Here is a 21,899-nt window from a genome sequence, read left to right as displayed (position 1 = left end):
AAATTCAAATCTGTGTAGAAATTATAGCTTAAAATTGAAGTTATTCTATTTAAATATTTTTATTGGGTTATAGATACTAATTTAGTCGATATTGTTGGATTATATTTAATATCTGCATTAGGGAATGCATCATAATTTTTACGAGCTTGGTGTAATTTTGTAATATCTAGTTTTTCGACAACTACATCTTCTTTATTGAAATTACCCATATTTAAATGATTGAGTTTAAAAGCTTTATTCTGAGGAGATGTAAAAATTATTTGACTTACACCATCAACTCCTTGGGTATTTTGTTTATCTAAGCCTGAAGCCATACCAACTACCATACCGTATGCAAAATTTTGGATAGATAGCATTTTCATTGCAGTATGAACTCTATTTAAACCATACAAATCATTGGTGTAAGAAGGTGCGATTATAATATCTGGCTTAACTTTTGATAGTTGCTCAGAGACATTCGGAAATTCGCTTGTATAACATATTACAACAGCAATTTTAGTGCCTTTATAATCTAGTACTAATATATTTTTACCAAACTTATTATAGCCAACATTTCTTTCTTCTGGAGTTAGATAAATTTTATCATTTTCTATTACTTCCCCGTTGGGCAAACCTACCAAAACAGTATTGGATATTTTAGCATCATTATTTTTGGCAATAGTTCCACCTATAACAATCATCTGGTACTTTTTAGCTAGATTAGCTATTAAGTTTCTAGTTTGACTATAATACTCGCTAAGTTTGATTATGCTTTGCTTATTCCATGGTAAACCATCAATTAAGTTTACCGTGTTATCTTCAGGAAAAACTACAATTTCAGCTCCTTGGTCTTTAGCTTGCTTAGTTAGTCTATTCATATCTTTGGCAAACTCATCAAAAGACTGTTGTTTGATTAGCATCTGCGCAGCAGCAATATTAATTGTTTGGCTATATCCATAACTGCTAATAAATATGATGATAATTATTAAATATTTTAGGTGTTTAACCATTCTAGTTATTCTCCTACCTAGGAAAGTAATTTACTTTCTAGATCTTAAGATGCCTGAGACTGTATACTTAGATATTCTGATTTAGTTTGATAAACTTTAGAGCCATTCTTCATTAGTTTAAGAAATGCTTCTACATCTTTATTTTTAAGAGCTTGATTCATAGCAGCATGAGCATCATCTATTGATTTCCACTCAATGATATCAACCCATTGATTTGGATTAACAGTATTTTGCGTTAGAGTCCTTTTTATAAAACCCTGATATCCTTTTAGCTCTTGTGTCACTTTACTAGACAAATCGAGTACTTGTTTAGTAGATGTATCTTCTGATGTTTTAAAAGAGACTATCTCTAAAATAGGTGGATTGCTAACTGCATGAGCATCAGATGTATCTAAAAGCAAAAAAAGCATACCAATCGTGAGACCGAATATAATTGCGACTTTCAATAACATTTCTTTGAACATATTATTCCACAATATAAAATTATAACATTTATACCATTATATAGTTTTAAAATCTTTCTTCAATCTCGGCTCAATCTTTTAATAAACTAAAAATATCTTTTTAAGTAAAATTTAGCTATTCCTAAATACTCATGGACTATAGCCTGCGTTATATAAAAATTATACGCACTAGGTAGAAGACCTATTTCAGGAGTTACTTTAGATGAAGCTATGTTTATTGTATTTATATTAAAGCTATCAAAGATTAACTTAGCTCTTTGATAGTGAATACCTCCTGTAATTAAGCAATATGTATTATTGTGATCGCTTAAAATCTTTTTGGTAAATTGAGCATTCTCGTAAGTGTTTTTAGATTGTTTTTCTAATCTTATTTTTGATTTAGGAATTCCTAACTTATAGAGAATATCAGCATAAACTTCAGCTTCTGATAACTTATAACCAGATGGAGAGCCACCACTTATTATAATATCTTGAGGATATTCGTTATAGACTTCAGCAGTCTTAAGGATACGATCATAAGCACTAATGCTAGGTTCTAATTTATCAAATGCTTGATTGATACCAGCTCCTAATAGAATAATTGCTTTGGTATTCGTACATTGTTCAATATCTGTGGATTCTAATCTAATAGGTTTAGCCAAGATATTACCAATAACACCATTACCCACAAGATAGTAGATAATTGTTACAATGATAACAAAATATCTAAGATAGCCTGTTGCAAATATACAAATAAGTATTAGGATAATAAAAAATAAAAATCCAATATCTAATAAACTACTCATTTTAGAATCATTCTTTTTTAGCAAAGACACCACCAAGCATTTCGGTATATGTTTCAGAGTTTTGATTATTTGTACCTCTAAATGATACACAGGTATGTTTTGCTTTTATCTTTACACTTACATCATCTGTTGATAGGATGAATTTTAGAGCTTCAAATATTTGAGCAGTCATTCTTTCTTGTATTTGTGGACGTCTTGCAAAGAAGTTGCAAATACTATTGATACGACATAAACCTATAATATTATTATTTTTAGGAATAAATGAAACTTCAGCAATACCTTCAAATGGCACAAAATGATGCTCACAAAATGACATTATAGTTATATTTTTTTGTGTAAGTATTCCTTCATATTTGAATTCATTCTCATATAATGCACAAGCTGGAAAATTAGCATAATCTAAGCCATTGAATATTTCTTGAGTAAACATCCTAGCTATTCTAAAAGGTGTTTTTTCAAATTCATGTGTCTTTAAGCCTAGAGCATCTAATATTTCACGATATGCTTTTGAAATCTTAGCAATTTTAGCATCGTTATCAAGTTCAGAATCTCGGGCTTGTTCTAGACCTAATTTTATTAGATGTTGTTGCACATCTCTACCTAGCTTAGAACAGTATTTATCATTCATGTTTTATTAGCTTTCAATTTAATTAAATGGGCTTTAGGTATTATATTATTTAATAACTCATCTTTATAGAGTAAATAGAGGCTATTAGTGTTAATATAGCTATGCTAAAAAATACCGGAAATAAAAAATTCATGCAATTCTCAGATTTAGGTTTAAATCCTTTGATATGTAGCGCTTTAGAAAAAAAAGGCTATACAAAACCAACCCCAATTCAAGCCAAAGCGATTCCATTAGCTCTAAAAGGTAATGATGTCATGGCATCTGCCCAAACAGGAACAGGCAAGACAGCAGGCTTCACATTACCGATTATCCAAAGACTTCTTGATCAACCAAAAGCTCAAGCAAATCGAATCAAAACTCTAATCCTAACTCCCACAAGAGAGTTGGCAGCACAAATACAAGAACAAATTCAAATATATGCAGCGAATACTCATATTCGTTCAGCAGTGGTTTTTGGTGGTGTTAGTATCAATCCTCAAATGATGAAGTTACGCAAAGGAGTTGAGATTTTGATAGCTACTCCAGGTAGGTTGCTTGATTTATATAGTCAAAATGCTCTCAAATTTGATAGTTTAAATACATTTGTTTTAGACGAAGCAGATAGAATGTTAGATATGGGTTTTATTAATGATTTAAAAAGAATTCATAAGCTTTTACCAAAAAAATTACAAACATTAATGTTCTCAGCTACATTTTCACCAGAGATAAAAAATCTTGCAAGTGAGTTTCTTGATAATCCTCAATCAGTATCGGCTGATGTTGTAAATACAACAGTCAAAAAGATTACGCAGAAAATTTATACACTAGATAAATCAACTAAGATTAATGCTTTGATTTCACTAATAAAAGATCAAGATCTACATCAGGTTTTAGTTTTTTCGCGTACAAAGCATGGCGCTAATAAGATATCAGAGAAACTAAATAAAGCTGGTATAACAAGTAGTGCAATACATGGTAATAAAAGCCAAACAGCTAGAACAAAAGCATTAGCAGATTTTAAATCCAAAGATATAAACGTCTTAGTTGCAACCGATATTGCAGCACGAGGAATTGATATTGCCCAACTACCATGTGTAATCAATCTTGATCTACCAAATGTAGCTGAAGATTATGTACATAGAATAGGTAGAACTGGTAGAGCAGGGCAAGATGGTCTAGCTATTTCTTTAGTAAGCGCAGATGAAGTTGAATCACTATCAAATATAGAACATTTAATTGGACATCTGTTACCACGAGAAGAGTTAGAAGGTTTTGAGGCTACTCATAATGTACCTATTACAAGTATGTCACGTAAAACTAAGGCTAAAAAAATTGATGAAGTCAAAATAATAGCAGCCAAAAGAGCTAATAAAAATAATAAAAACACTAATCAAAAGAAAAGCTCAAATCATAATAAAGATTTTGCAAAAAAGATAAAACAAAAAATTCATCAGAATAAAAGTGTCAGAAAGTCAAAGGCTCAAGATTAATTATTTTGTAGGTAATACCGCAGTCTCTTCATGCATTCCATGAGTGTTCTCAGATACGAAATGTACTCTCGTACTTTCAATGATAGAATTTAAGCATCCGCGAGCAATCCACATAATAGCAGCGATTACTGCTACAAATATTCCTATAGTTAAGAATACGTGTCCATAAACGGCTAAACCTTCTACTTTTGTAAATACAGTACCTGCTTCTGGAGCAGTCAAGGCACCTACATAACCACCAATTGGACCAGCAACCATTGTTGTTAGAGCCCACATTCCTAGAGCAAAACCACTCATTTTGCGTGGGAATAGCTCAGCAACCATAGATAAGCCTAATGCTGAGATTAAAAGCTCGCCAGTAGATTGGAAGAAATAGCTAGCAACTAACCACCATCCAGATACAATACCATCAGTAGCTGTAAACTGTGGGAAGTATAGTACTAAAAATGCCATAGCACATAGTGTCATACCAAAGCAGAATTTTGTTACATGCGTACCAGGTATCTTCTTATATATTACAGATAATAAAGGTGACATTAGTACAATTACTAATGGATTAAGTACCTGCCATTGCTCACCATGAACAGTCATACCTAAGAAGTGAGGATCAACATTATTAACTGCAAAGAAATTAAGTGAAGTAGGCATTTGTTGATATAGTACAAAGAAGATAATTCCCTGAACAATCAATATTAGAGCTACTAACATTCTTTTTCTTTCATGGTCAGATTGTTTGAACATTTGCATAAAGAAGTATATTAGTGCTAATAGTGCAATTACTACCACTATACTAGTACATAAAGTAGTATCTTCTAAAATATTACCTGTAATAAATATAGCTATACAAGCTCCTATAATCACTACTAAGACTTTCATCCAAGACATCTTTTGCTTACCAGCTTCTGTAGCAATTCTCTGGATTTTTGGATAGAAAATAGTATAACTAATCAAACCAAGAAACATACCAAATGCCGAGCATAAAAAAGCATGTAAATAGCCATACTTTGCAGCCAATATAGGAGTTATAAGCATAGATACAAATGAACCAATATTAACAGCCATATAGTATAAAGTCATAGCACCATCTAGAGCTGGGTCACCTTTTTCAAATAATTTTGAAATTAAAGAAGTAGGATTAGTTTTAAATAACCCGCCCCCAATAGCAACACCAGCTAATGAGTACATTACGATAGTTTTTTCTGTACTACCGAATGAATCTGCTATAACCGCACTAAAACTAAGAGATAGGTAAGATAAAAATAAAATTCCTGCTCCGATAAATATCGTACGCTTAGCACCTAAATAGTTATCACCAATCCAACCACCAATTAATGGACCACCATATAATAGTGCCGAAAATGAACCAAAAATCAACATTGCCTCAGATTCACTGAAGCCTAATTTTTTAGCAAAGTATATGGCTAATATAGCTTGCAGACCATAATAACCAAATCTCTCCCATAATTCTAATGTCCACAATACCCAAAAAGGGGTAAGATTACTTTTTTTTGAATGATTTACATCACTAATAGTCACAATTATTCTCCTATTTTGAACAATACAAAATAACCTTTTAAAAAAGGCCAAAAATTCATCATAGAGTATTTAAGCTGTAAAAACAATGATAAATAACGGGGAGGATTATATTTTTATTCAATATGTATTAATATAGGTTTAATATCAACTATCTAACAATTACAGCAGTCCCATAACAAAAAACTTCTGTACCACTAGTAGTTCCACCTAAACTGCTTGAATCATATCTTATAGCTACTATAGCATTAGCACCTAACTCTTGAGCTTGATTTATCATCTCTTGCTCAGCATGTAATCTAGCGTCTTTACAGACATTAGTATAAGAGGTATTTTTGCCACCTATTATATTTTTTAGTCCACCTAGTATTCCCTGAGTTATAGTTGGAGTTCGCACAATTATGCCTGTAACTAGACCTTTGTGTTCTATAATTTCTCTTTTACCAAGAGTATCAGCTGTAGTCAATATCATAAGATTTTCTTACATAGTTACAAGCTCTTCTGAGCTAGTAGGGTGGATAGCTATAGTATCATCAAAGTCACGCTTTGTAGCGCCCATATTGATAGCTACTGCAAATCCTTGTAGCATCTCATCAACATTTATACCAATCATATGACATCCAACAACTCTTTCATTATCACCTGTTACAACAAGCTTCATAACAGTTGGTATTCTATGACCAGAGATAGCACAATATAGAGCTGTAAAGCGAGATTTGTATACTTTCACATTATCATCACCATATTTATCTCTAGCTTCTTTTTCGGTTAATCCTACAGTACCAATAGCAGGGTGCGAGAAGATTACTGTTGGGATATATTCTAGATTAGCTTTTAGATTAGTTTCACCATTAAATAGTCTACGAGCTAGATATCTACCTGTTTTGATAGCTACAGGTGTAAGTTGTGGCACGCCTGAAGCATCACCTAAAGAGTACACCCCTTTAACATTTGTTTCAGACCATTCATTAGCAGGAATTATACCTTTATCAGTAATTTCTATATCAGTGTTTTCTATACCTAAATTATGAGTATTTGGCGCGCGACCAGTTGCCCATATTAGAATATTAACATTTTCTAAAACCTTACCTGTATCAGTAGTAATTTTTAAAGTACTACCAGCTTTTTCAACTTTAATGATATTTGTATGATTCATGATATTTAGGTTTGTCATTTGCATACATTCAACCAGAGCATCACTAATACAATTATCAAACTCCATCAATGGTTTATCTCTACGCACCATAACAGTTGTATCTGTACCGTGAGCATTTAGTACTCCAGCAATCTCAACACCTATGTAGCCACCACCAACGATCACAGCTTTTTTTGGAGTTTCTTCTAATTCGAAAAACTCATCAGATGTGATACCAAGTTCAGAACCTTCGATATTTTTTGGCACAATAGGGTAAGCACCTGGAGAAATAAAGATATGATCTGCTGTCAGTTCTGTACCATCATCTAGAATAATAGTTTTATTATCTTTAAACTTACCCCAATTATTAAAATGAGTAATGTTCCATTTGTCTAATAGTCTGTCATAGAAACCATGAATATTACCAATATATGTAGCTCTTTTTTCTTTAAGCTTAGCCCAGTTAAATCCTTTAACTTCAACGTCAAAACCATATCCTGCAACATCGTGTTTTAAAGCTTCTGCTAGATTAGCACCATACCACATAGCTTTTTTAGGTACACAACCTCTATTTACACATGTACCCCCGAGTTCACGTTTTTCGATAATTGCAACTTTTTTACCAAACTTAGCAGCCTGTACAGCAGATGCTATACCACCAGAGCCACCACCTAAACTTATTACATCAAAATGATTATTACTCATTCTATTTCCTTACTATTTATTTTATGAATACAATTTTACTTATTTAGTTTGTAAATATGTAGAGTTTTAGTTACTTGTCCATTTTCATCTACTTCACCAAAACCAATTGCTTTAATCTTAAAGCTAATTGGTTCTAGTTTCGTATCTTTGATAATCGCATTAAAATCTTTGTCAAAGCTATCTCTTTCTTGATCTGTTTGTAAATTAGCAGCTAATATACTTATATGAGGATTAAATTCCGCAAAAGCATTTGGTGAACCATATTTTTCAAAAGATGCTAATTTAATCGGATAAAACTTAACCCAACTTGGAGCAGGATAGTCCTTATCTCTATATTTTGCTAAGTTACTTATTACAGTGTTGGATAATTGTTGTAATGATTGAGAATTTTTGATATCAAGCATTACAAAGCCACTTTTACCAGCACTAAAACCAGTAGTTTTTATATAAAATGGTTTTGTGTTCTTAGCAAGGTCAGCTAATTGAATCTCAATATCATTAAGATATTTGCTTTGAAAACTTGTTAAATACAATGTCAAATGTACTGGATGATTTTTGATAAATGGAGTAGTCTTGTATTTTTCTAGTACATTTGTTTTAGCTAAAGAATCATCAAATTCTTTAACATATTTATCAGCTGTAGTATCTGGGATTAGATAAACATTATACTGTTTGAAACTCTCTGCAAAGCTATCTAGTGTGATAAACAGAAATGCAAATAAAATAAATAACTTATAAAATAATTTATCTTTCATTAATATTCCTCGAGTTGATTTATAAGTATATTAAACGATTCTATAATATCAGTTTCTCCGGTATCAATTCTAATAATGTCTTCTTTCCATGATTGATAAGCTCTACTTACAACATCTTGCCAAGTAGGGTACTTGTTTGGGTTTGATTTATATCTAGTTTCTATTCTATTTTGATGAGCTTGTATATCGCTACAGATAATTTCTATATTTATAGCTTTTGTATTATTTATCTGTGATAATGAGTTCCATAATTCTCGAGATTCTAAAATTGGGTTGCAACAGTCTATAATTATATTTTTACCAAGCTCAAGATTTTCCTTAGCTTGATAATAAACTATTTCATAGCCTTGTTTATTTAGCTCTTGCGAATATGCTTTCTTGAGATAGTACTCAACAGTATCTACTCTGAAGTAGGCTACATTAGTCAGAGCCTGAGCTAGTTGCTTAGCTAAAGTTGTTTTGCCTACTCCTGGCAAACCTGAGAATATATAAATATAGTACATTGTTATAAACTTCCACCACCGTCAACACAGATAACTTGTCCTGTGATAAAAGATGCTTCATTTGATAATAAGAAAGCTATTGTTGCAGCTATTTCTTCAGGCTTCCCTATGCGTATCATAGGAATAGAATCTAAAACTTCTTTTTCTTCACTACTACCAATAGGTCTAGTTTTTCTAAATAATTCAGTATCTACTGGACCCGGAGCTATAGCATTTACACATATCCCATACTTAGCAAGCTCTAGAGCCCAGGTTTTAGTACATCCAACTAAAGCAGATTTTGCAGCGGAATAACTTGTACGATTTTTAACTCCAAAGATAGCTCTACTTGCAATATTAACAATTTTGCATTGTTCTTTTAATTTCATTTTTTCAATAAAAAACTGCGATACTTGTACAGCACTTCTAACATTTAAATTATAGACGTCATTAAGTGCTGAAATAGAAATTTTTCCAAATGGTTCTGGAATAGCTATTCCAACATTATTAATAATTGCATCCGGACATCCGTGAATCTCATTTATTTGAATGAGTGTAGAGGCAGTTTGTTCTTCATTAGCCAAGTCACATAAAAACAACTCTCCGGGAAAATTATCAATATATGATCTCGCTATTCCAATAACTTGCCACCCTTGATTATTTAAATATAAGCTTGTAGCTAATCCAATTCCTTTTGTGGCACCTGTAATTAAAACAGTTCTATTAAGCATTTTGAGAGCTCCTTGATCAATTAAACCTCATAATCATAACTAATAGTTAGTGGCGCATGATCTGAGAACCAATTTTCTTTATAAACATAATCAGACTCTGGTACAACTTTATCTTTTAGAGCAGACGTTGAAATATGATAGTCAATTCTCCAGCCGACATTATTTGCTCTAGCCTGACCACGGTTTGACCACCAAGTATATTGTAACGGCTCATGATTAATCACTCGGAAAGTATCAACCCAACCCAAATCATCAAAAATATGATCTAACCAAGCTTGCTCTTCTGGTAATACCCCAGATGTCTTACCATAATTTGACTTCCAGTTTTTGATATCTATCTCTTTATGCACAATATTAAAATCACCACAAACTATAAAATCTCTACCAGATTCTGCTTGTTCTTTTAATATTTCTTTATATTTTTCAAGAAACTGCATTTTGTACTCTTGGCGAATATCTCCACTAGAACCACTAGGTAGATATAGACTGGCAATACTAAATTTTTCATAGTCAAATTGAATATATCTTCCTTCATCATCAGCCCAATCTAATCCAAGCTCTTTGATTACCTTTAGAGGCTTTTTCTTAGCGTAAATAGCTGTACCACTGTAGCCTTTTTTAACTGCATCTTTAAAATCATAGTAATAACCATCTGGGAAATGCTGTTCATCTTTTTCTATCTGATGAAATTGGGCTTTTGTTTCTTGTATACACAAAAAATCAATATCTTGAGTTTTAAACCACTCCCAAAATCCTTTACGAGCAGCTGCGCGTATACCATTAGCATTGAATGTCATTACTTTTATCATCAGATTATTATTAAGTTTTAAGATTTATTGAGACATTTTAGCATTTTAGAACTAGTGGTGTAATAGTAAATACTTATTGAATCAATAAATGTTTTTGATAGTAAATATTCTTATAGTACAAGTTTTATATTGTTATAATTATGTAATCATAAAAAATTGAATTAGCATTATGTCTAACTATATTTCCAAACAAAAAATCAAAGTAAGTCAATCATCGACAGGTGAAGATATTCATGTAGGGAAAATAACTATCAAAGGTTCTGATTCATTAGCACCAAGTGTATATATGCAAGCAAGTATGCACGCTTCAGAATTACAGGGAAATGCTGTAATGGTTGAGCTTCTTGAGTATTTTAAAAAGCATCAGCCCAAAGGTGATGTCTATCTAATCCCTCAATGTAATCCTATCGGTAAAGATGTATTTATAGGAGCAGGGCACCAAGGTAGATTTGACTCAGCAACAGGAGATAACTTTAATAGATACTATTTCTACCCATCTATCGATTATTCTGGATTTGTCAAAGAACATATCAACTCTACTACAGCGGAGTATAAGCAAGCTTTTGAAAATCTTTTACAGCAAGAATTAGATAAAGAACTAGCAAATGAGTGGGAGCTATCTAGAGCAAAAAGATTAAATCTTCTAGTCCAAAGAGAAGCCCAAAAGGCAGATTATGTCCTTGATTTACATACTGATACAGATGCTACTACTTATTTATATACTGCAGATTTTGCAAAATATACAGCAGAAAAATTTGGCTATAAGGATATGTTGATTATAGATAATGATAAAGCTGGTGGTGCTCTTGATGAAGCTATATTTTGTCCATGGTGGCACTTATCTCAAGAGTTCAGAAAACAAGGTAGAGATGAAAAAATACTAAAAGAGGGCTATACACTTGAATTAGGTTCTGAGGAATATATAAATTTTGCTAATGCTAAAATGCAAACTCAAGGCATCCTTAATTACCTGAAACATAAAGATATTATTGATTCACCGTTTGATACTGATTTATTGAATACTGATATTAGACATCATGTCTATGGGCCTAACTACAAACACCTAAAAGCAATTGAAGGTGGATTATATGAATGGTTTATAAAGCCAGGTGATATTTTCAAAGCTGGAGATGTAATTGGTCAATATATTCAGACATCTACCATGCAAAAGAAAGACTTAATTCTACCTTATGGTGGTGTTGTAATTAGTATTCATAATACTGGTGCAGTCTGTCAAGGAAGCCAATTGATTAACTTGGCTATTATCTAATTATTACTGGCAAAATATATGAAAAAAATATTATTAATTAATGGTAAAAAGGAATTTGGGCACTCGAAAGGTGCTTTGAATCAATATCTAAATGATATCGCTGAAAAGCATCTTAAAAGCTTTGGTCATGATGTCAAAGTTACAGATATTGATAATGGTTATGATATAGATGAGGAAATCCAAAAGTGGCTTTGGGCTGATACAGTGATTTATCAAATGCCAGGTTGGTGGATGGGTCCACCTTGGATTGTCAAAAAATATATTGATGAAGTATTCACCACAGGTCATGGTGTTATGTATGCTAGTGATGGTCGATCTAGACATGATGCTAGCAAAAAATATGGTTCTGGTGGTTTACTTCAGGGTAAAACATATATGCTCTCATTAACATGGAATGCTCCATTAGAGGCTTTTGTGGAGAAAGATCAGCTTTTTGAAGGTGTTGGGGTTGATGGGGTATATCTACACTTTCATAAAGCTCATGAATTCATAGGTATGAAAGGATTACCAACATTTATTTCAAACGATGTTATTAAAGATCCTAAAATTGAGGAGTATACTGAGAATTATAAAAACCATTTAGATAAGGTTTTTAACAAATAGGAAAACGTCATGAAAAAAGTATTAATGGTTACAACTAGTCATAGCAAAATGGGTGATTTGAATGAAAAAACTGGATTATGGCTATCAGAGCTTATTCACCCATATTACAGTATTCTTGATGAAAATATCATAATTGATATTGTGTCAATTACTGGTGGAGAAATCCCTATTGATCCTAATAGTGTTGCTGAAAAAGATCTTCTAAATGATAGATTTTTAGCCGATGATAATTTGAAAAATATTATGAAAAATAGCACTAGTCTTAGAGATGTAAATATCAAAGAATATGATGCAATAGTATTTGCTGGTGGACATGGGACAATGTGGGATTTCCCAAATGATTCTAATGTACAGAATAAGATTTTAGATGTTTATTCTAGAAATGGAGTAATTGGTGCAATATGTCATGGTGTAGCAGCTCTGATAAATGTTAAAGATGATGACGGGCAAAATATTATTAGAGATAAAGAAGTAACCGGCTTTAGTAATAATGAAGAAAAAATTGTCGGTTTAACGGATGTTATGCCTTTTTCTCTAGAGGATAGCTTAGTCAAAGCTGGTGCTAAATATAGTAGTGCTTTGGAGTGGCAACCTTGTGTAAAAACTGATAGTAAAATTATTACTGCGCAAAATCCTCAATCAGCTACAGATTTTGGTAAACAGATAAAACAGACATTAATTAATAACTAATAATTTTCCTATTTATCTAACTACTCTGCAAGAATCATTACAGGGGCAGCATATGAAACATTATGAGAAAAACCACTTATTGGGTGTAAACTACCACCAAAACCTAAGCTTGCTAGACTAAACATAACTACTACTGATAGAATTAACTTTTTCATTTTTATACCTTTTAATATTTTGATTTATTTTCTGAGAGTATTATGACAAAGAATTGTTTTAATGTTAAATATATAGATTTTATAGTGGTTATAAGTTTTACTTATATCTTATTTTTTGCAATAAATTGCTATGCTACGAGGAGTATATATACCAAAAGTGGCCCATGCTATGATCAAATCTGAGGTTGTCTGTTCAGCATCAACTTTATAAATATTGTTGCTACCTTTACATATTTTACTAGCATTTATATTAGTTGATGGTCCCATACCTAACAAGAAGGTATCTTTTTTATAATAAGTAGGCTTTTCTAATACTTGTTTAGGCTTTTCAAAATTTACAGTTTGTGTTGCACAGCCAGCTAGTATTATATATATGGTAAAAGTTATAATCTTCTTCATAAGGGCTACCCACAGTAAACATAAGTATGTCGAGGAGTTATTATACCTAAGGTTATCAATGATATTAGTCCATCCCACAGAAAAGGTTTTGTAAAAGTGACTTTTGCAACTTTCTCTTGATGTCCACCACATATATCAGTAGGAGTTACCTCTGATGTTTGTCCCAATCCACCTAGTATATAGATATTAGGAACTTTACCAATAATTGGTTGCTTATCTGGAGGAAGATTTTTGAAAGTAACGCTCTGATCGGCACAATTAGAAAGTAATAAAATACTGAATCCTATCAGAAATATCCGAAAATATTGTAGAATGCAGTGTCTCATTTGTATCAATAAAAGTATTTATAATAAGGAAAATTGAGACTCTTCCTTAGTTTCTTTTTTCTCTTGTGAGTTACGTCTAGCTTTAACTGCATCGGCTAACATTTCAAGCATTTTGATTGTTTCATCAAAATCAACACACTTATCTGTTATACTTTGTCCGTAAGTTAGAGGCTTATTATTAATATCCTGATTACCTGCAACAAGATTACTTTCAATCATTATTCCAAACACATCATTACTAGTCTTAATTTGCTCGCAAATATCCTCTAATACTGCGATTTGCTTAGTATGATCTTTTTTACTGTTACCATGACTACAGTCAATCATAACTTTAGTATCAACTTCAGACTTTTTCAACTTTTCGATACAGTCATCAACATGCTCTTTGCTGAAGTTAGGTCCTGATGCTCCACCACGAAGAATTATATGACCGTTTTGATTGCCTTTAGTAGCAAAGATAGCTGTAGAGCCAGATTTTGTGGTACTCAAGAAATGATGAGGGTAAGTAGCTGATTTAATTGCATCTACAGCTACCTGAATATCTCCGTTTGTAGCATTCTTGAAACCAATAGAAGCAGAAAGACCTGAAGCAAGTTCTCTATGAACTTGGCTCTCAACAGTTCTAGCCCCAATAGCTCCCCAAGTGATAAGTTCTGCAAAATATTGAGGAGTAATTACATCTAAGAACTCCGTTCCACAAGGTAAGCCCATATTTGTAATTTCGGACAGCAAAGTACGTGCCATGCGAAGACCTTTATTGATATTATAAGAGTTATCAAGATCTGGATCATTAACTAGTCCTTTCCAACCTATAGTTGTACGAGGTTTTTCAAAGTATACTCGCATAATGATAAGGATTTCTTTTTGAAATTTTTTGACTTGTTCTTTTAGCTTTTTAGCATATTCTACGGCAGCTTCTGTGTCATGAATAGAGCAAGGTCCGACTATAACAGCAACTCTATCATCCTTACCATGAATAATTTCTGCCATTTCTTTACGAGACTTTTTGACAGTTTCATAAGAAGTCTTTAAAAGAGGTATATCTTGGATTAGAACTTCCGCTGGAATCAATACTTTTTCCTTTTTAATATTTATATTTGAGACTTTATCAAAGTTTTTATCACCTATCATTTAGAGATTTCCTTATAATTTTTATTCTTATTTTCTTTTACCAAAAAGACCTGGCATATTTCCCATACCTTGCATAGCAGACATACGTTTCATCATATTAGCCATACCTCCTTTTTTACCAACTACACTTTTCATCATTTTTTTCATTTGTGTATGTTGTTGTAGAAGTTTGTTAAGGTCTTGTATTGTTGTTCCAGATCCTTTAATGATTCTTTGTTTTCTACTGTGTTTAATTAATTCAGGTTTCTTACGCTCAAGTGGAGTCATTGAGTCTATCATAGCTTCAATTTTTTTGAACATTTCATCACCAACATTACCTGGCATATTTGCTGGCATATTTGGTAATTTAGACATGATTGAGCCAACACCACCCATACTTTTCATCTGTTGGATTTGGCCTTTAAAGTCTTCTAAGTCAAAGTTTTTACCACTTTTAAGCTTCTTAGTTAATTTTTCAGCAGATTTTTTTTCCGTTTTTTGCTCAATACTTTCAATCAAACTAAGAACATCACCCATTCCTAGTATTTTAGAAGCTACTCTATCAGGGTGGAATGGTTCTAATGCGTCTGTTTTTTCTCCAGTACCTAAAAACTTAATTGGCTTACCTGTAATTTCTCTAATCGAAAGAGCAGCACCACCTCTAGCATCACCATCAGTCTTTGTAAGAATAACACCTGTTAACTCTAAAGCATCATTGAATGCTTTGGCAGTAACAGCAGCATCTTGACCTGTCATACTATCTACAGTGAAGAATGTCTCTATTGGATTTGCAATTTTATGGATTTGTTTTATTTCATCCATCATATTACTATCAATATGCAATCTACCAGCAGTATCTATTATCAGAACATCTATCAATTTTGTTTTAGCAGTTTTAATAGCTTCTGTAACAATATAGTCAGGTTTCTGAGATACATCAGATTCAAAAAAATCTATGTTTAAACTATTTGCAAGAGTTCTTAATTGATCAATAGCAGCAGGGCGGTAAATATCGGCACTGACTACCATTACTTTTTTCTTGTGTTGCTCTTTTAGATATTTAGCAAGCTTAGCTGTAGATGTTGTTTTACCAGCACCTTGTAAACCAGCCATTAGTATCACAGCAGGAGGCTGTGTTTTTAAGTTAATGGGTACAGCTTCTTCACCTAATGCCTTCTCTATTTCTTTCTTTACAAATGAAATGAATGTTTGGTCTGGTGTAAGGCTTTTTTTAACTTCTTCACCTATGGCTCTTTCTTTTATATTTTCTATAAATTTTTTGACCACTGGTAACGCAACATCTGCCTCCAAAAGAGAAACCCTGATGTCACGCAAGGCTGACTGTATATTTTCTTCTGTTAAAGACGTTTGTCCTTTTATCTTCTTAAATGAAGACTGTAATTTATCTGATAAACTAGTAAACATATTTCAATAAGTTTTCAGCTCTTATGAGCACAATTATCACAATAGAGAAAATATTAACATTTTTAGAATAAATATACTATCTAACAGACTATACTAACAGCTATTATTAGGAATAATATTAAACATATAAGTATGTAAGTGTAATTTTTTGCTTTGATAAAAAAGATAAGTTCTAAAAGAATCCTTAAAACTGGCGTTACTATTATCAAAAAGATTCCAAAATTAACGATATTTTTTGCAATTTCGCGACTTCCAAAAATAGCATCTATAGCACCTAGACAGATTATAAAAACAGCTAATGAAAGATTTAATTTTATAGCACGATATATGACATTATCTTTGATCATATCAATCCTTTAATTATCATTTGTAATGCTGAAATAAATAAAACTATAAAAAATGTAAGCCTCAAAATTCTTGTTGAAATATACGGCATAATTTTAGAGCCTATGGTAGCACCTAACAAAGTCCCTAAAGCAACAGGAGCCGTTATAGAACTATCAATATATCCTGCAAAATAATACGTTGAAGTCGCTGCAAATGCTGTAATACCCATAATGAAATTACTAGTAGATGCACTAACTTTAAAAGGTATTTTCATAACTTTATCCATAGCAATTACTTTAAAAATACCAGCACCAATGCCCAGCAACCCCCCAATAAATCCAGCTCCAGACATAAATATAAAACCAAGAATAGGGTGTTTGATACTATATTGTTGTTTTACTTTATCTACAATGATTGAATCATTAAGTTGAAGTTTTTCAGCTATAGTTGATACTTCGCTAGATTCTTGAATATTATTATTTTGTTTCTTTTTTATAAAGCTTAAAACTGCAACTATAAACAATATTCCACCAAATATAAGAAATAATGCTTGTGATTTTAGCGATAAAGCTAGTTTAGCTCCAAATATAGCCCCTATAGCAGTAGCTAATGCCAAGAATAATCCTAATTTTTCTTTAGTTAATCCATGAGATTTTAAAGAAACAAGGGATGTTGCAGTTGATGTACAGATTATAGCTACTAAAGATGCTCCTATAGCGTAATGAAGAGGTACATCTAATATAGTAGATAGTAGAGGAGTTATTACCAAAGCTCCTCCAATACCGATGATAGCACCTATGCCGCCTCCTAAGACGGCTACTACAAATATTACTAGTTCAAAGAAAAAGAATTTTTCCACTATGGAATGCTTAAATATTGGAATTTTGATAATAAATTATAACCTTTTAATAACTATTTTTTCAAAAGATTTGAGTTTTTAAATAATTCCTTTTAAAATAGATGCTGTTTTGTGTAATTATTAAAAACTAATTTAACCGGAGATGAGGCCAATATGGCAAAAGAAGATTGTATAGAAATGGAAGGAGTTGTTTTAGAAGCTCTTCCAAACACAATGTTTAGGGTAGAACTTGAGAATGGGCATGTTGTAACAGCTCATATCTCGGGTAAAATGAGAAAAAACTATATTCGTATATTAACTGGAGATAAGGTAGTAGTTGAAATAACTCCTTATGACTTAACTAAAGGTCGTATTAAGTTCCGTAGTAAATAATCCTCTTTATTTAATCTAGTCACTCATAAGCTTTATAGAAATTATAAGACCATATTCTCTAATACTAGGAGAATAGGGGTTATGATAGTCATCGTTAGGCCAATAGTTATAGCTAATGGAACTATTTTATTACCATAATTATTTCTAAGGATTGGTAAGCAGAAATCCATAGCTGTATTTGCGGCATATCCGACCATCTCTACAGAAAAATATCGTTTGAGTAATGGTACCATCGCGATTACTAGTATTTCTCGTAAGAAATCAACCATAAATGTTATCATTCCATAATATTCACCAATGAAGTCAGTATTTAAGACAACTGATAAAGAGTACCAGCCTAAGCCTGAGCTGATCATGATACTTTGTTTGACTGGTATATTAATCATATAACTGATCAAAATAGCTGAAATTATCGATGTTGCAATTACTATAACAACCGCGGACATAGCTAATTTATTTTTAAAGAGACTTATAAGTGATATATTTTCAAATCTTAATAAACCACCAATAATCAGCATAAGAAGTAATAACATTACAAATACAATGTCGTTTATAAGTGAAGTAATATTTATGTTAATAATTTCACCCAGTACATAACCTATAACTAAATATATTAGATATTTGCTTGCTTTGAGGATTGTAATAAATAGATTTTCTTTAGCTTGAGTTATGTTATCAGATACAAAGTGAGCTTTTATACTAGGATCTTTCTTACAAAAAACAAAAATCCCTAATATATTAGCAACTGTAATAATTGTAATGTATATCAAACTTATACCTATAACTTCTAGAACTATAGTATTTGTATTAGTAAATATACTAAAATTATAACCTAGTAAAAAAATTATAGAAATTACAATAATGTCTAATGATAAGTTTATAAGTCTTATAACTTTTAATGATTGTGAGAAATTAAAAATATAATAGCCAATAATTAGAAATATAAAGAGAATTAATGATTCAAGCATTAGATATTTTTAAGTTTGATCTTTCTATAAACCATGAATAATACTACAGGAAGAATTGATAGTACAAAACATATTGATAACATTTGAATAAATTCAAAAGGATTTTGATATAAATTATCAGGCGGAATAAAACCAACTATTACACAAGAGATTGTTCCTACAATACCTAAAACACATACAAAAGTCATACCAAATTTACCGCCAGGGATATTAAAATCCTCTGTATTCTTCATAGATTCTTTACTCGATAACTTTAGCTTCAGTGCTGCAAAGAACATCATCAGGTACATCAAAGAGTAAATTTGTGTACTTAAAGCAGTAAGAAGCCAATAGTAGGCCTGAACTGATGGTACAAGCTCTAATAAAAGACATATTATTGTCATAATAATTGCTTGTAATATAAGGATACCACTTGGTACATCATGCTTATTAGTTCTGTCTAAAGCATCAGGCAAAAAATGATCGTCTGCAGCTTGTAATAAACCTCGAGCGGGTGAAATCATCCAATTGATCATCGATCCTATAGAACCTATGAAGATCATTAATCCTAGAACATAATAGAAAAACATAGGTATGCCTAAGCTTTCTAGATAAACTTTAAAAGTCTTAATTGTTCCATGTACAACATCTATTTCAGATTGAGGGAATATCATTGCTACAGCCAAAGCACCTAATACCATCGTAAATACAATGAAAACCACTGAAATTAATAGAGCTAGTGGAAATGTTTTTTTAGGGTTTGCAACATTTCTTATGTGAACTGTTGCTAATTCAAGTCCTAAAAAAGAAGCAATTATTGCTGTCAAACCCATCCAAGACTCGGTAGATGTAAAGCTAGGTATTAAATTACCTAATTCAAAATGAATGTTTATAGTATAGCTATTTAATAACCATATTAATGCGAAAATAACCATAAGCAGCATAGGTACTACCATACCAAAAAATGTACAGGCGCTTGCAAAAATCGCAGAAACACGTAAACCTTTGAGATTTAGGATAGTCAATGACCAAAAAACTACTGTAATAAAAATAATGGTAAATTTAATATTCTGTGCTAGATCGGGATTGAATATATATGCAATAGTTCCTGCAATAAATGTTAGTATACTTGGGAACCATATTAAAGTATTGATCCATTGGAACCATATTGCTAACATTGCTATATTCGGGCCAAAGGCTTTTTTTACCCAACCATACACACCTTCCTCACCCTTGGCAGTATATGTTGCTGTCATTTCCGCTGATACTAAAGCTACAGGAGCTAGAAACAAAAATACTGCGACAATAAAAAAGAAAAATATATAAGTTCCTGAAGTAGCAGTAGAAGGAAGGTTTCTTATATTATCAATTGCTCCTGTCATTAATAATATAAGCAGAATTAAACCAATTTTTTCTTTTCCAGTTGAGTTTGATACCATGGGTTAAATATGAACAAATTATACGATAGATTTATATTAACCTAACCACATATATATTATCAATATTTTATGCGATGTATAAAGGCATTACTTGAAAAAGTTTTTCAAGGGTCTGCAATGCACTTTTATTGTCAACTTTTATAACTAGTCTATCTCCATCATTAATGAGAGAATTATCAGTAAAAAATTTAGGAGTATTATCATCTTTCATAATTGCTAATATTTTTAAGCCACTTGGCAGTTTTAGATCTGTTATTTTTTTGCCAATAACTGTAGACATGTTTTCTTGACCATGTACTTTTAGCTCCACAAACATCTCCTCACTATCTTCAACTTCATACATTTTAAGCATATCTACCTGGGTTAGAAACGCTTTGATTGTTGTGTATGAGAAATTATGAGGAGAAATTGAGATGTCTATAAGTTTCAAATCTCTAGTTATATCATAGTATTCAGAGCTATTTACAGTAGCAACTGTTTTTTGAGCACCAAGTTTTTTTGCCAAAATTGACGACATGATATTTATCTCATCGGAGTTAGTTAAGGCAAAAAACATATCTGCTTCATCAATACCCTCAGCAACTAATAAATTATTATTTACAGGGTTGTAATGTAAAATTGTAGACTTTGATAACTCATTCAGAGCAAATTCACACTTTTCAGCATTAGGATCAATCATTTTTATTATATAGCCTTTATTTTCCAATGATTTTGCAAGGGTGATACTTGCATAGTTAATCCCAGCAATGAAAATCTTTCTAATATTTGCTTTTTTGGGCTGAAAAATTGATAGAATTTGAGAAGAGTATGCTTTTTCTGACAAATACATAACTCTATCACCTGGTTCAACTAGAATATCAGTGTCGTCTATATCTAACTTTTTACCATTTCTATGTACTGAAATTATGTCAACTTTAATATCACCTAAACCTAAGTATATATCTTTAACAGACAAGCCTATTAGCGGTGAGTCTTGTGAAACCTCAACTCCAACCAGTTGGATACGCTTATCAAAAAATGATGAAATAAAATACGCCCCTGATAAAAAAATTAGCTGTTCTAGTCTCTTAGTCGTTTCAAAAAATGATTTTATAACTAAGTCGATATTATTAAGCAGTTTTGGGAATCTATTATATTCTGTATCACGGATTCGCGCTATTTTATATGGTGTTTTATATAGCTTATAAGCCATATCACACACAGCTATATTGGTTGTATCATTAGATGTTACCGCTATGATCATATCTGTATCTTTAAAATTAGCTTCCATCATTATGTTAGGTTTTGTAACATCTCCAATAATCGTTTGGACATCAAAAGCAGAAGATATAAACCCAAGTTTTTCTTCATCTAAATCAATTATAGAAACCTGATGATCCAGACTTAATCTCTGTGTTAAATATATTCCAAGTTGTCCTGCGCCTAAAATAGCTATTCTCATAATTAGTTGTTATAATAACAAATGTAGTATTTAACTATTTACAAATACTAG

At 31.8% G+C, this 21,899-nt stretch carries 26 protein-coding genes; 5 read left to right on the top strand and 21 right to left on the bottom strand.

Features of this window, described 5'->3' with window-relative positions; genetic code table 11:
- Nucleotides 1–59: 59 nt before the first annotated feature.
- The 4 genes from F3D59_RS06645 to folE all read right to left on the bottom strand — a co-directional run bounded on the left by F3D59_RS06645 (nt 60) and on the right by folE (nt 2,866).
- Nucleotides 60–989, bottom strand: a complete 930-nt coding sequence (locus F3D59_RS06645; protein ID WP_150464263.1) for a nitrilase-related carbon-nitrogen hydrolase — start codon at nt 987–989, stop codon at nt 60–62.
- A gap of 44 nt (nt 990–1,033) precedes the next feature.
- Nucleotides 1,034–1,453: an antibiotic biosynthesis monooxygenase family protein gene (locus tag F3D59_RS06640; RefSeq protein WP_013923090.1), complete on the bottom strand. Its 420-nt coding sequence runs from the start codon at nt 1,451–1,453 to the stop codon at nt 1,034–1,036.
- Between the two features lie 86 nt (nt 1,454–1,539).
- Nucleotides 1,540–2,238 carry a YdcF family protein gene (locus tag F3D59_RS06635; protein ID WP_150464262.1) on the bottom strand — a complete coding sequence of 233 codons (699 nt, stop codon included), beginning with the start codon at nt 2,236–2,238 and terminating at the stop codon, nt 1,540–1,542.
- Between the two features lie 7 nt (nt 2,239–2,245).
- Nucleotides 2,246–2,866, bottom strand: coding sequence for a GTP cyclohydrolase I FolE (folE, locus tag F3D59_RS06630; RefSeq protein WP_150464261.1), 621 nt, complete (start codon nt 2,864–2,866; stop codon nt 2,246–2,248).
- Between the two features lie 131 nt (nt 2,867–2,997).
- Between folE and F3D59_RS06625 the strand changes: the two genes are divergently transcribed.
- Nucleotides 2,998–4,335, top strand: coding sequence for a DEAD/DEAH box helicase (locus F3D59_RS06625; RefSeq protein WP_150464490.1), 1,338 nt, complete (start codon nt 2,998–3,000; stop codon nt 4,333–4,335).
- Here the strand turns inward: F3D59_RS06625 and F3D59_RS06620 are convergent, their stop codons facing one another.
- From F3D59_RS06620 to F3D59_RS06590, 7 genes are all read right to left on the bottom strand, one after another.
- Nucleotides 4,336–5,871: an oligopeptide:H+ symporter gene (locus F3D59_RS06620; RefSeq protein ID WP_150464260.1), complete on the bottom strand. Its 1,536-nt coding sequence runs from the start codon at nt 5,869–5,871 to the stop codon at nt 4,336–4,338.
- Between the two features lie 148 nt (nt 5,872–6,019).
- The gene (locus F3D59_RS06615; RefSeq protein WP_150464259.1) at nt 6,020–6,340 is read right to left on the bottom strand and encodes a YbjQ family protein; all 321 of its coding nucleotides are present in this window, start codon (nt 6,338–6,340) and stop codon (nt 6,020–6,022) included.
- Nucleotides 6,341–6,349: 9 nt separating this feature from the next.
- Nucleotides 6,350–7,708, bottom strand: coding sequence for a glutathione-disulfide reductase (gene gorA / locus F3D59_RS06610; RefSeq protein ID WP_150464258.1), 1,359 nt, complete (start codon nt 7,706–7,708; stop codon nt 6,350–6,352).
- Nucleotides 7,709–7,743: 35 nt separating this feature from the next.
- A complete protein-coding gene (locus F3D59_RS06605; protein ID WP_150464257.1) occupies nt 7,744–8,463 on the bottom strand; it encodes a 2'-5' RNA ligase family protein in 720 nt (239 codons plus the stop codon).
- On the bottom strand, nt 8,463–8,966 hold the full coding sequence (locus F3D59_RS06600) for an AAA family ATPase (RefSeq protein WP_150464256.1): 504 nt from the start codon (nt 8,964–8,966) through the stop codon (nt 8,463–8,465). The genes F3D59_RS06605 and F3D59_RS06600 overlap by 1 nt, the downstream gene beginning before the upstream one ends.
- Nucleotides 8,967–8,968: 2 nt before the next feature.
- On the bottom strand, nt 8,969–9,676 hold the full coding sequence (locus F3D59_RS06595; protein ID WP_150464255.1) for an SDR family oxidoreductase: 708 nt from the start codon (nt 9,674–9,676) through the stop codon (nt 8,969–8,971).
- A 20-nt stretch (nt 9,677–9,696) separates the two neighbouring features.
- Nucleotides 9,697–10,485, bottom strand: coding sequence for an exodeoxyribonuclease III (locus tag F3D59_RS06590; RefSeq protein WP_150464254.1), 789 nt, complete (start codon nt 10,483–10,485; stop codon nt 9,697–9,699).
- Nucleotides 10,486–10,654: 169 nt separating this feature from the next.
- Here F3D59_RS06590 and F3D59_RS06585 point away from each other — a divergent pair, with 169 nt between their 5' ends.
- From F3D59_RS06585 to F3D59_RS06575, 3 genes are read left to right on the top strand one after another with little or no spacing between them, the layout of a single operon-like run.
- Entirely contained in the window at nt 10,655–11,755 is a 1,101-nt protein-coding gene (locus tag F3D59_RS06585; RefSeq protein ID WP_150464253.1) for a succinylglutamate desuccinylase/aspartoacylase family protein, read from the top strand.
- Between the two features lie 18 nt (nt 11,756–11,773).
- Nucleotides 11,774–12,358, top strand: a complete 585-nt coding sequence (locus F3D59_RS06580) for an NAD(P)H-dependent oxidoreductase (RefSeq protein WP_150464252.1) — start codon at nt 11,774–11,776, stop codon at nt 12,356–12,358.
- A 24-nt stretch (nt 12,359–12,382) separates the two neighbouring features.
- Nucleotides 12,383–13,048, top strand: coding sequence for a type 1 glutamine amidotransferase domain-containing protein (locus F3D59_RS06575; RefSeq protein WP_150464489.1), 666 nt, complete (start codon nt 12,383–12,385; stop codon nt 13,046–13,048).
- Nucleotides 13,049–13,068: 20 nt separating this feature from the next.
- Here F3D59_RS06575 and F3D59_RS10185 read toward each other — a convergent pair whose 3' ends face one another.
- The 7 genes from F3D59_RS10185 to F3D59_RS06545 all read right to left on the bottom strand — a co-directional run bounded on the left by F3D59_RS10185 (nt 13,069) and on the right by F3D59_RS06545 (nt 17,649).
- The gene (locus tag F3D59_RS10185) at nt 13,069–13,203 is read right to left on the bottom strand and encodes a hypothetical protein (RefSeq protein ID WP_263477960.1); all 135 of its coding nucleotides are present in this window, start codon (nt 13,201–13,203) and stop codon (nt 13,069–13,071) included.
- 108 nt (nt 13,204–13,311) lie between these two features.
- Complete coding sequence (locus tag F3D59_RS06570) at nt 13,312–13,602, bottom strand: Bor/Iss family lipoprotein (RefSeq protein WP_150464251.1); 291 nt, start codon at nt 13,600–13,602, stop codon at nt 13,312–13,314.
- 5 nt (nt 13,603–13,607) lie between these two features.
- A complete protein-coding gene (locus F3D59_RS06565; RefSeq protein WP_150464250.1) occupies nt 13,608–13,928 on the bottom strand; it encodes a Bor/Iss family lipoprotein in 321 nt (106 codons plus the stop codon).
- 18 nt (nt 13,929–13,946) lie between these two features.
- Nucleotides 13,947–15,059, bottom strand: a complete 1,113-nt coding sequence (locus F3D59_RS06560; RefSeq protein WP_150464249.1) for a 3-deoxy-7-phosphoheptulonate synthase — start codon at nt 15,057–15,059, stop codon at nt 13,947–13,949.
- A gap of 27 nt (nt 15,060–15,086) precedes the next feature.
- Entirely contained in the window at nt 15,087–16,463 is a 1,377-nt protein-coding gene (gene ffh / locus F3D59_RS06555) for a signal recognition particle protein (protein ID WP_041263745.1), read from the bottom strand.
- Nucleotides 16,464–16,543: 80 nt separating this feature from the next.
- Nucleotides 16,544–16,810 (bottom strand): DUF1634 domain-containing protein, encoded by a 267-nt coding sequence (locus F3D59_RS06550; protein ID WP_150464248.1) that lies wholly within the window; start codon nt 16,808–16,810, stop codon nt 16,544–16,546.
- On the bottom strand, nt 16,807–17,649 hold the full coding sequence (locus tag F3D59_RS06545) for a sulfite exporter TauE/SafE family protein (protein ID WP_150464247.1): 843 nt from the start codon (nt 17,647–17,649) through the stop codon (nt 16,807–16,809). Before F3D59_RS06545 ends, F3D59_RS06550 begins: the two co-directional genes overlap by 4 nt.
- Nucleotides 17,650–17,802: 153 nt before the next feature.
- On the opposite strand from F3D59_RS06545, the gene infA reads away from it, so the two are divergent.
- Nucleotides 17,803–18,021 (top strand): translation initiation factor IF-1, encoded by a 219-nt coding sequence (gene infA, locus F3D59_RS06540; RefSeq protein WP_004287780.1) that lies wholly within the window; start codon nt 17,803–17,805, stop codon nt 18,019–18,021.
- A gap of 41 nt (nt 18,022–18,062) precedes the next feature.
- Here infA and F3D59_RS06535 read toward each other — a convergent pair whose 3' ends face one another.
- The 3 genes from F3D59_RS06535 to trkA form a co-directional block, all read right to left on the bottom strand.
- Nucleotides 18,063–18,791 carry a lysine exporter LysO family protein gene (locus F3D59_RS06535; protein ID WP_224721166.1) on the bottom strand — a complete coding sequence of 243 codons (729 nt, stop codon included), beginning with the start codon at nt 18,789–18,791 and terminating at the stop codon, nt 18,063–18,065.
- A gap of 197 nt (nt 18,792–18,988) precedes the next feature.
- The gene (locus tag F3D59_RS06530) at nt 18,989–20,407 is read right to left on the bottom strand and encodes an APC family permease (RefSeq protein ID WP_150464245.1); all 1,419 of its coding nucleotides are present in this window, start codon (nt 20,405–20,407) and stop codon (nt 18,989–18,991) included.
- 67 nt (nt 20,408–20,474) lie between these two features.
- Nucleotides 20,475–21,848, bottom strand: coding sequence for a Trk system potassium transporter TrkA (gene trkA, locus F3D59_RS06525; RefSeq protein ID WP_150464244.1), 1,374 nt, complete (start codon nt 21,846–21,848; stop codon nt 20,475–20,477).
- Nucleotides 21,849–21,899 lie beyond the last annotated feature (51 nt).

Source organism: Francisella sp. XLW-1, from assembly GCF_008711455.1.
In the GTDB taxonomy this organism is placed as follows: domain Bacteria; phylum Pseudomonadota; class Gammaproteobacteria; order Francisellales; family Francisellaceae; genus Francisella; species Francisella salimarina.
Note: the sequence above shows the minus strand (reverse complement) of the source record. Positions and strands in the feature narration are given on the sequence as shown.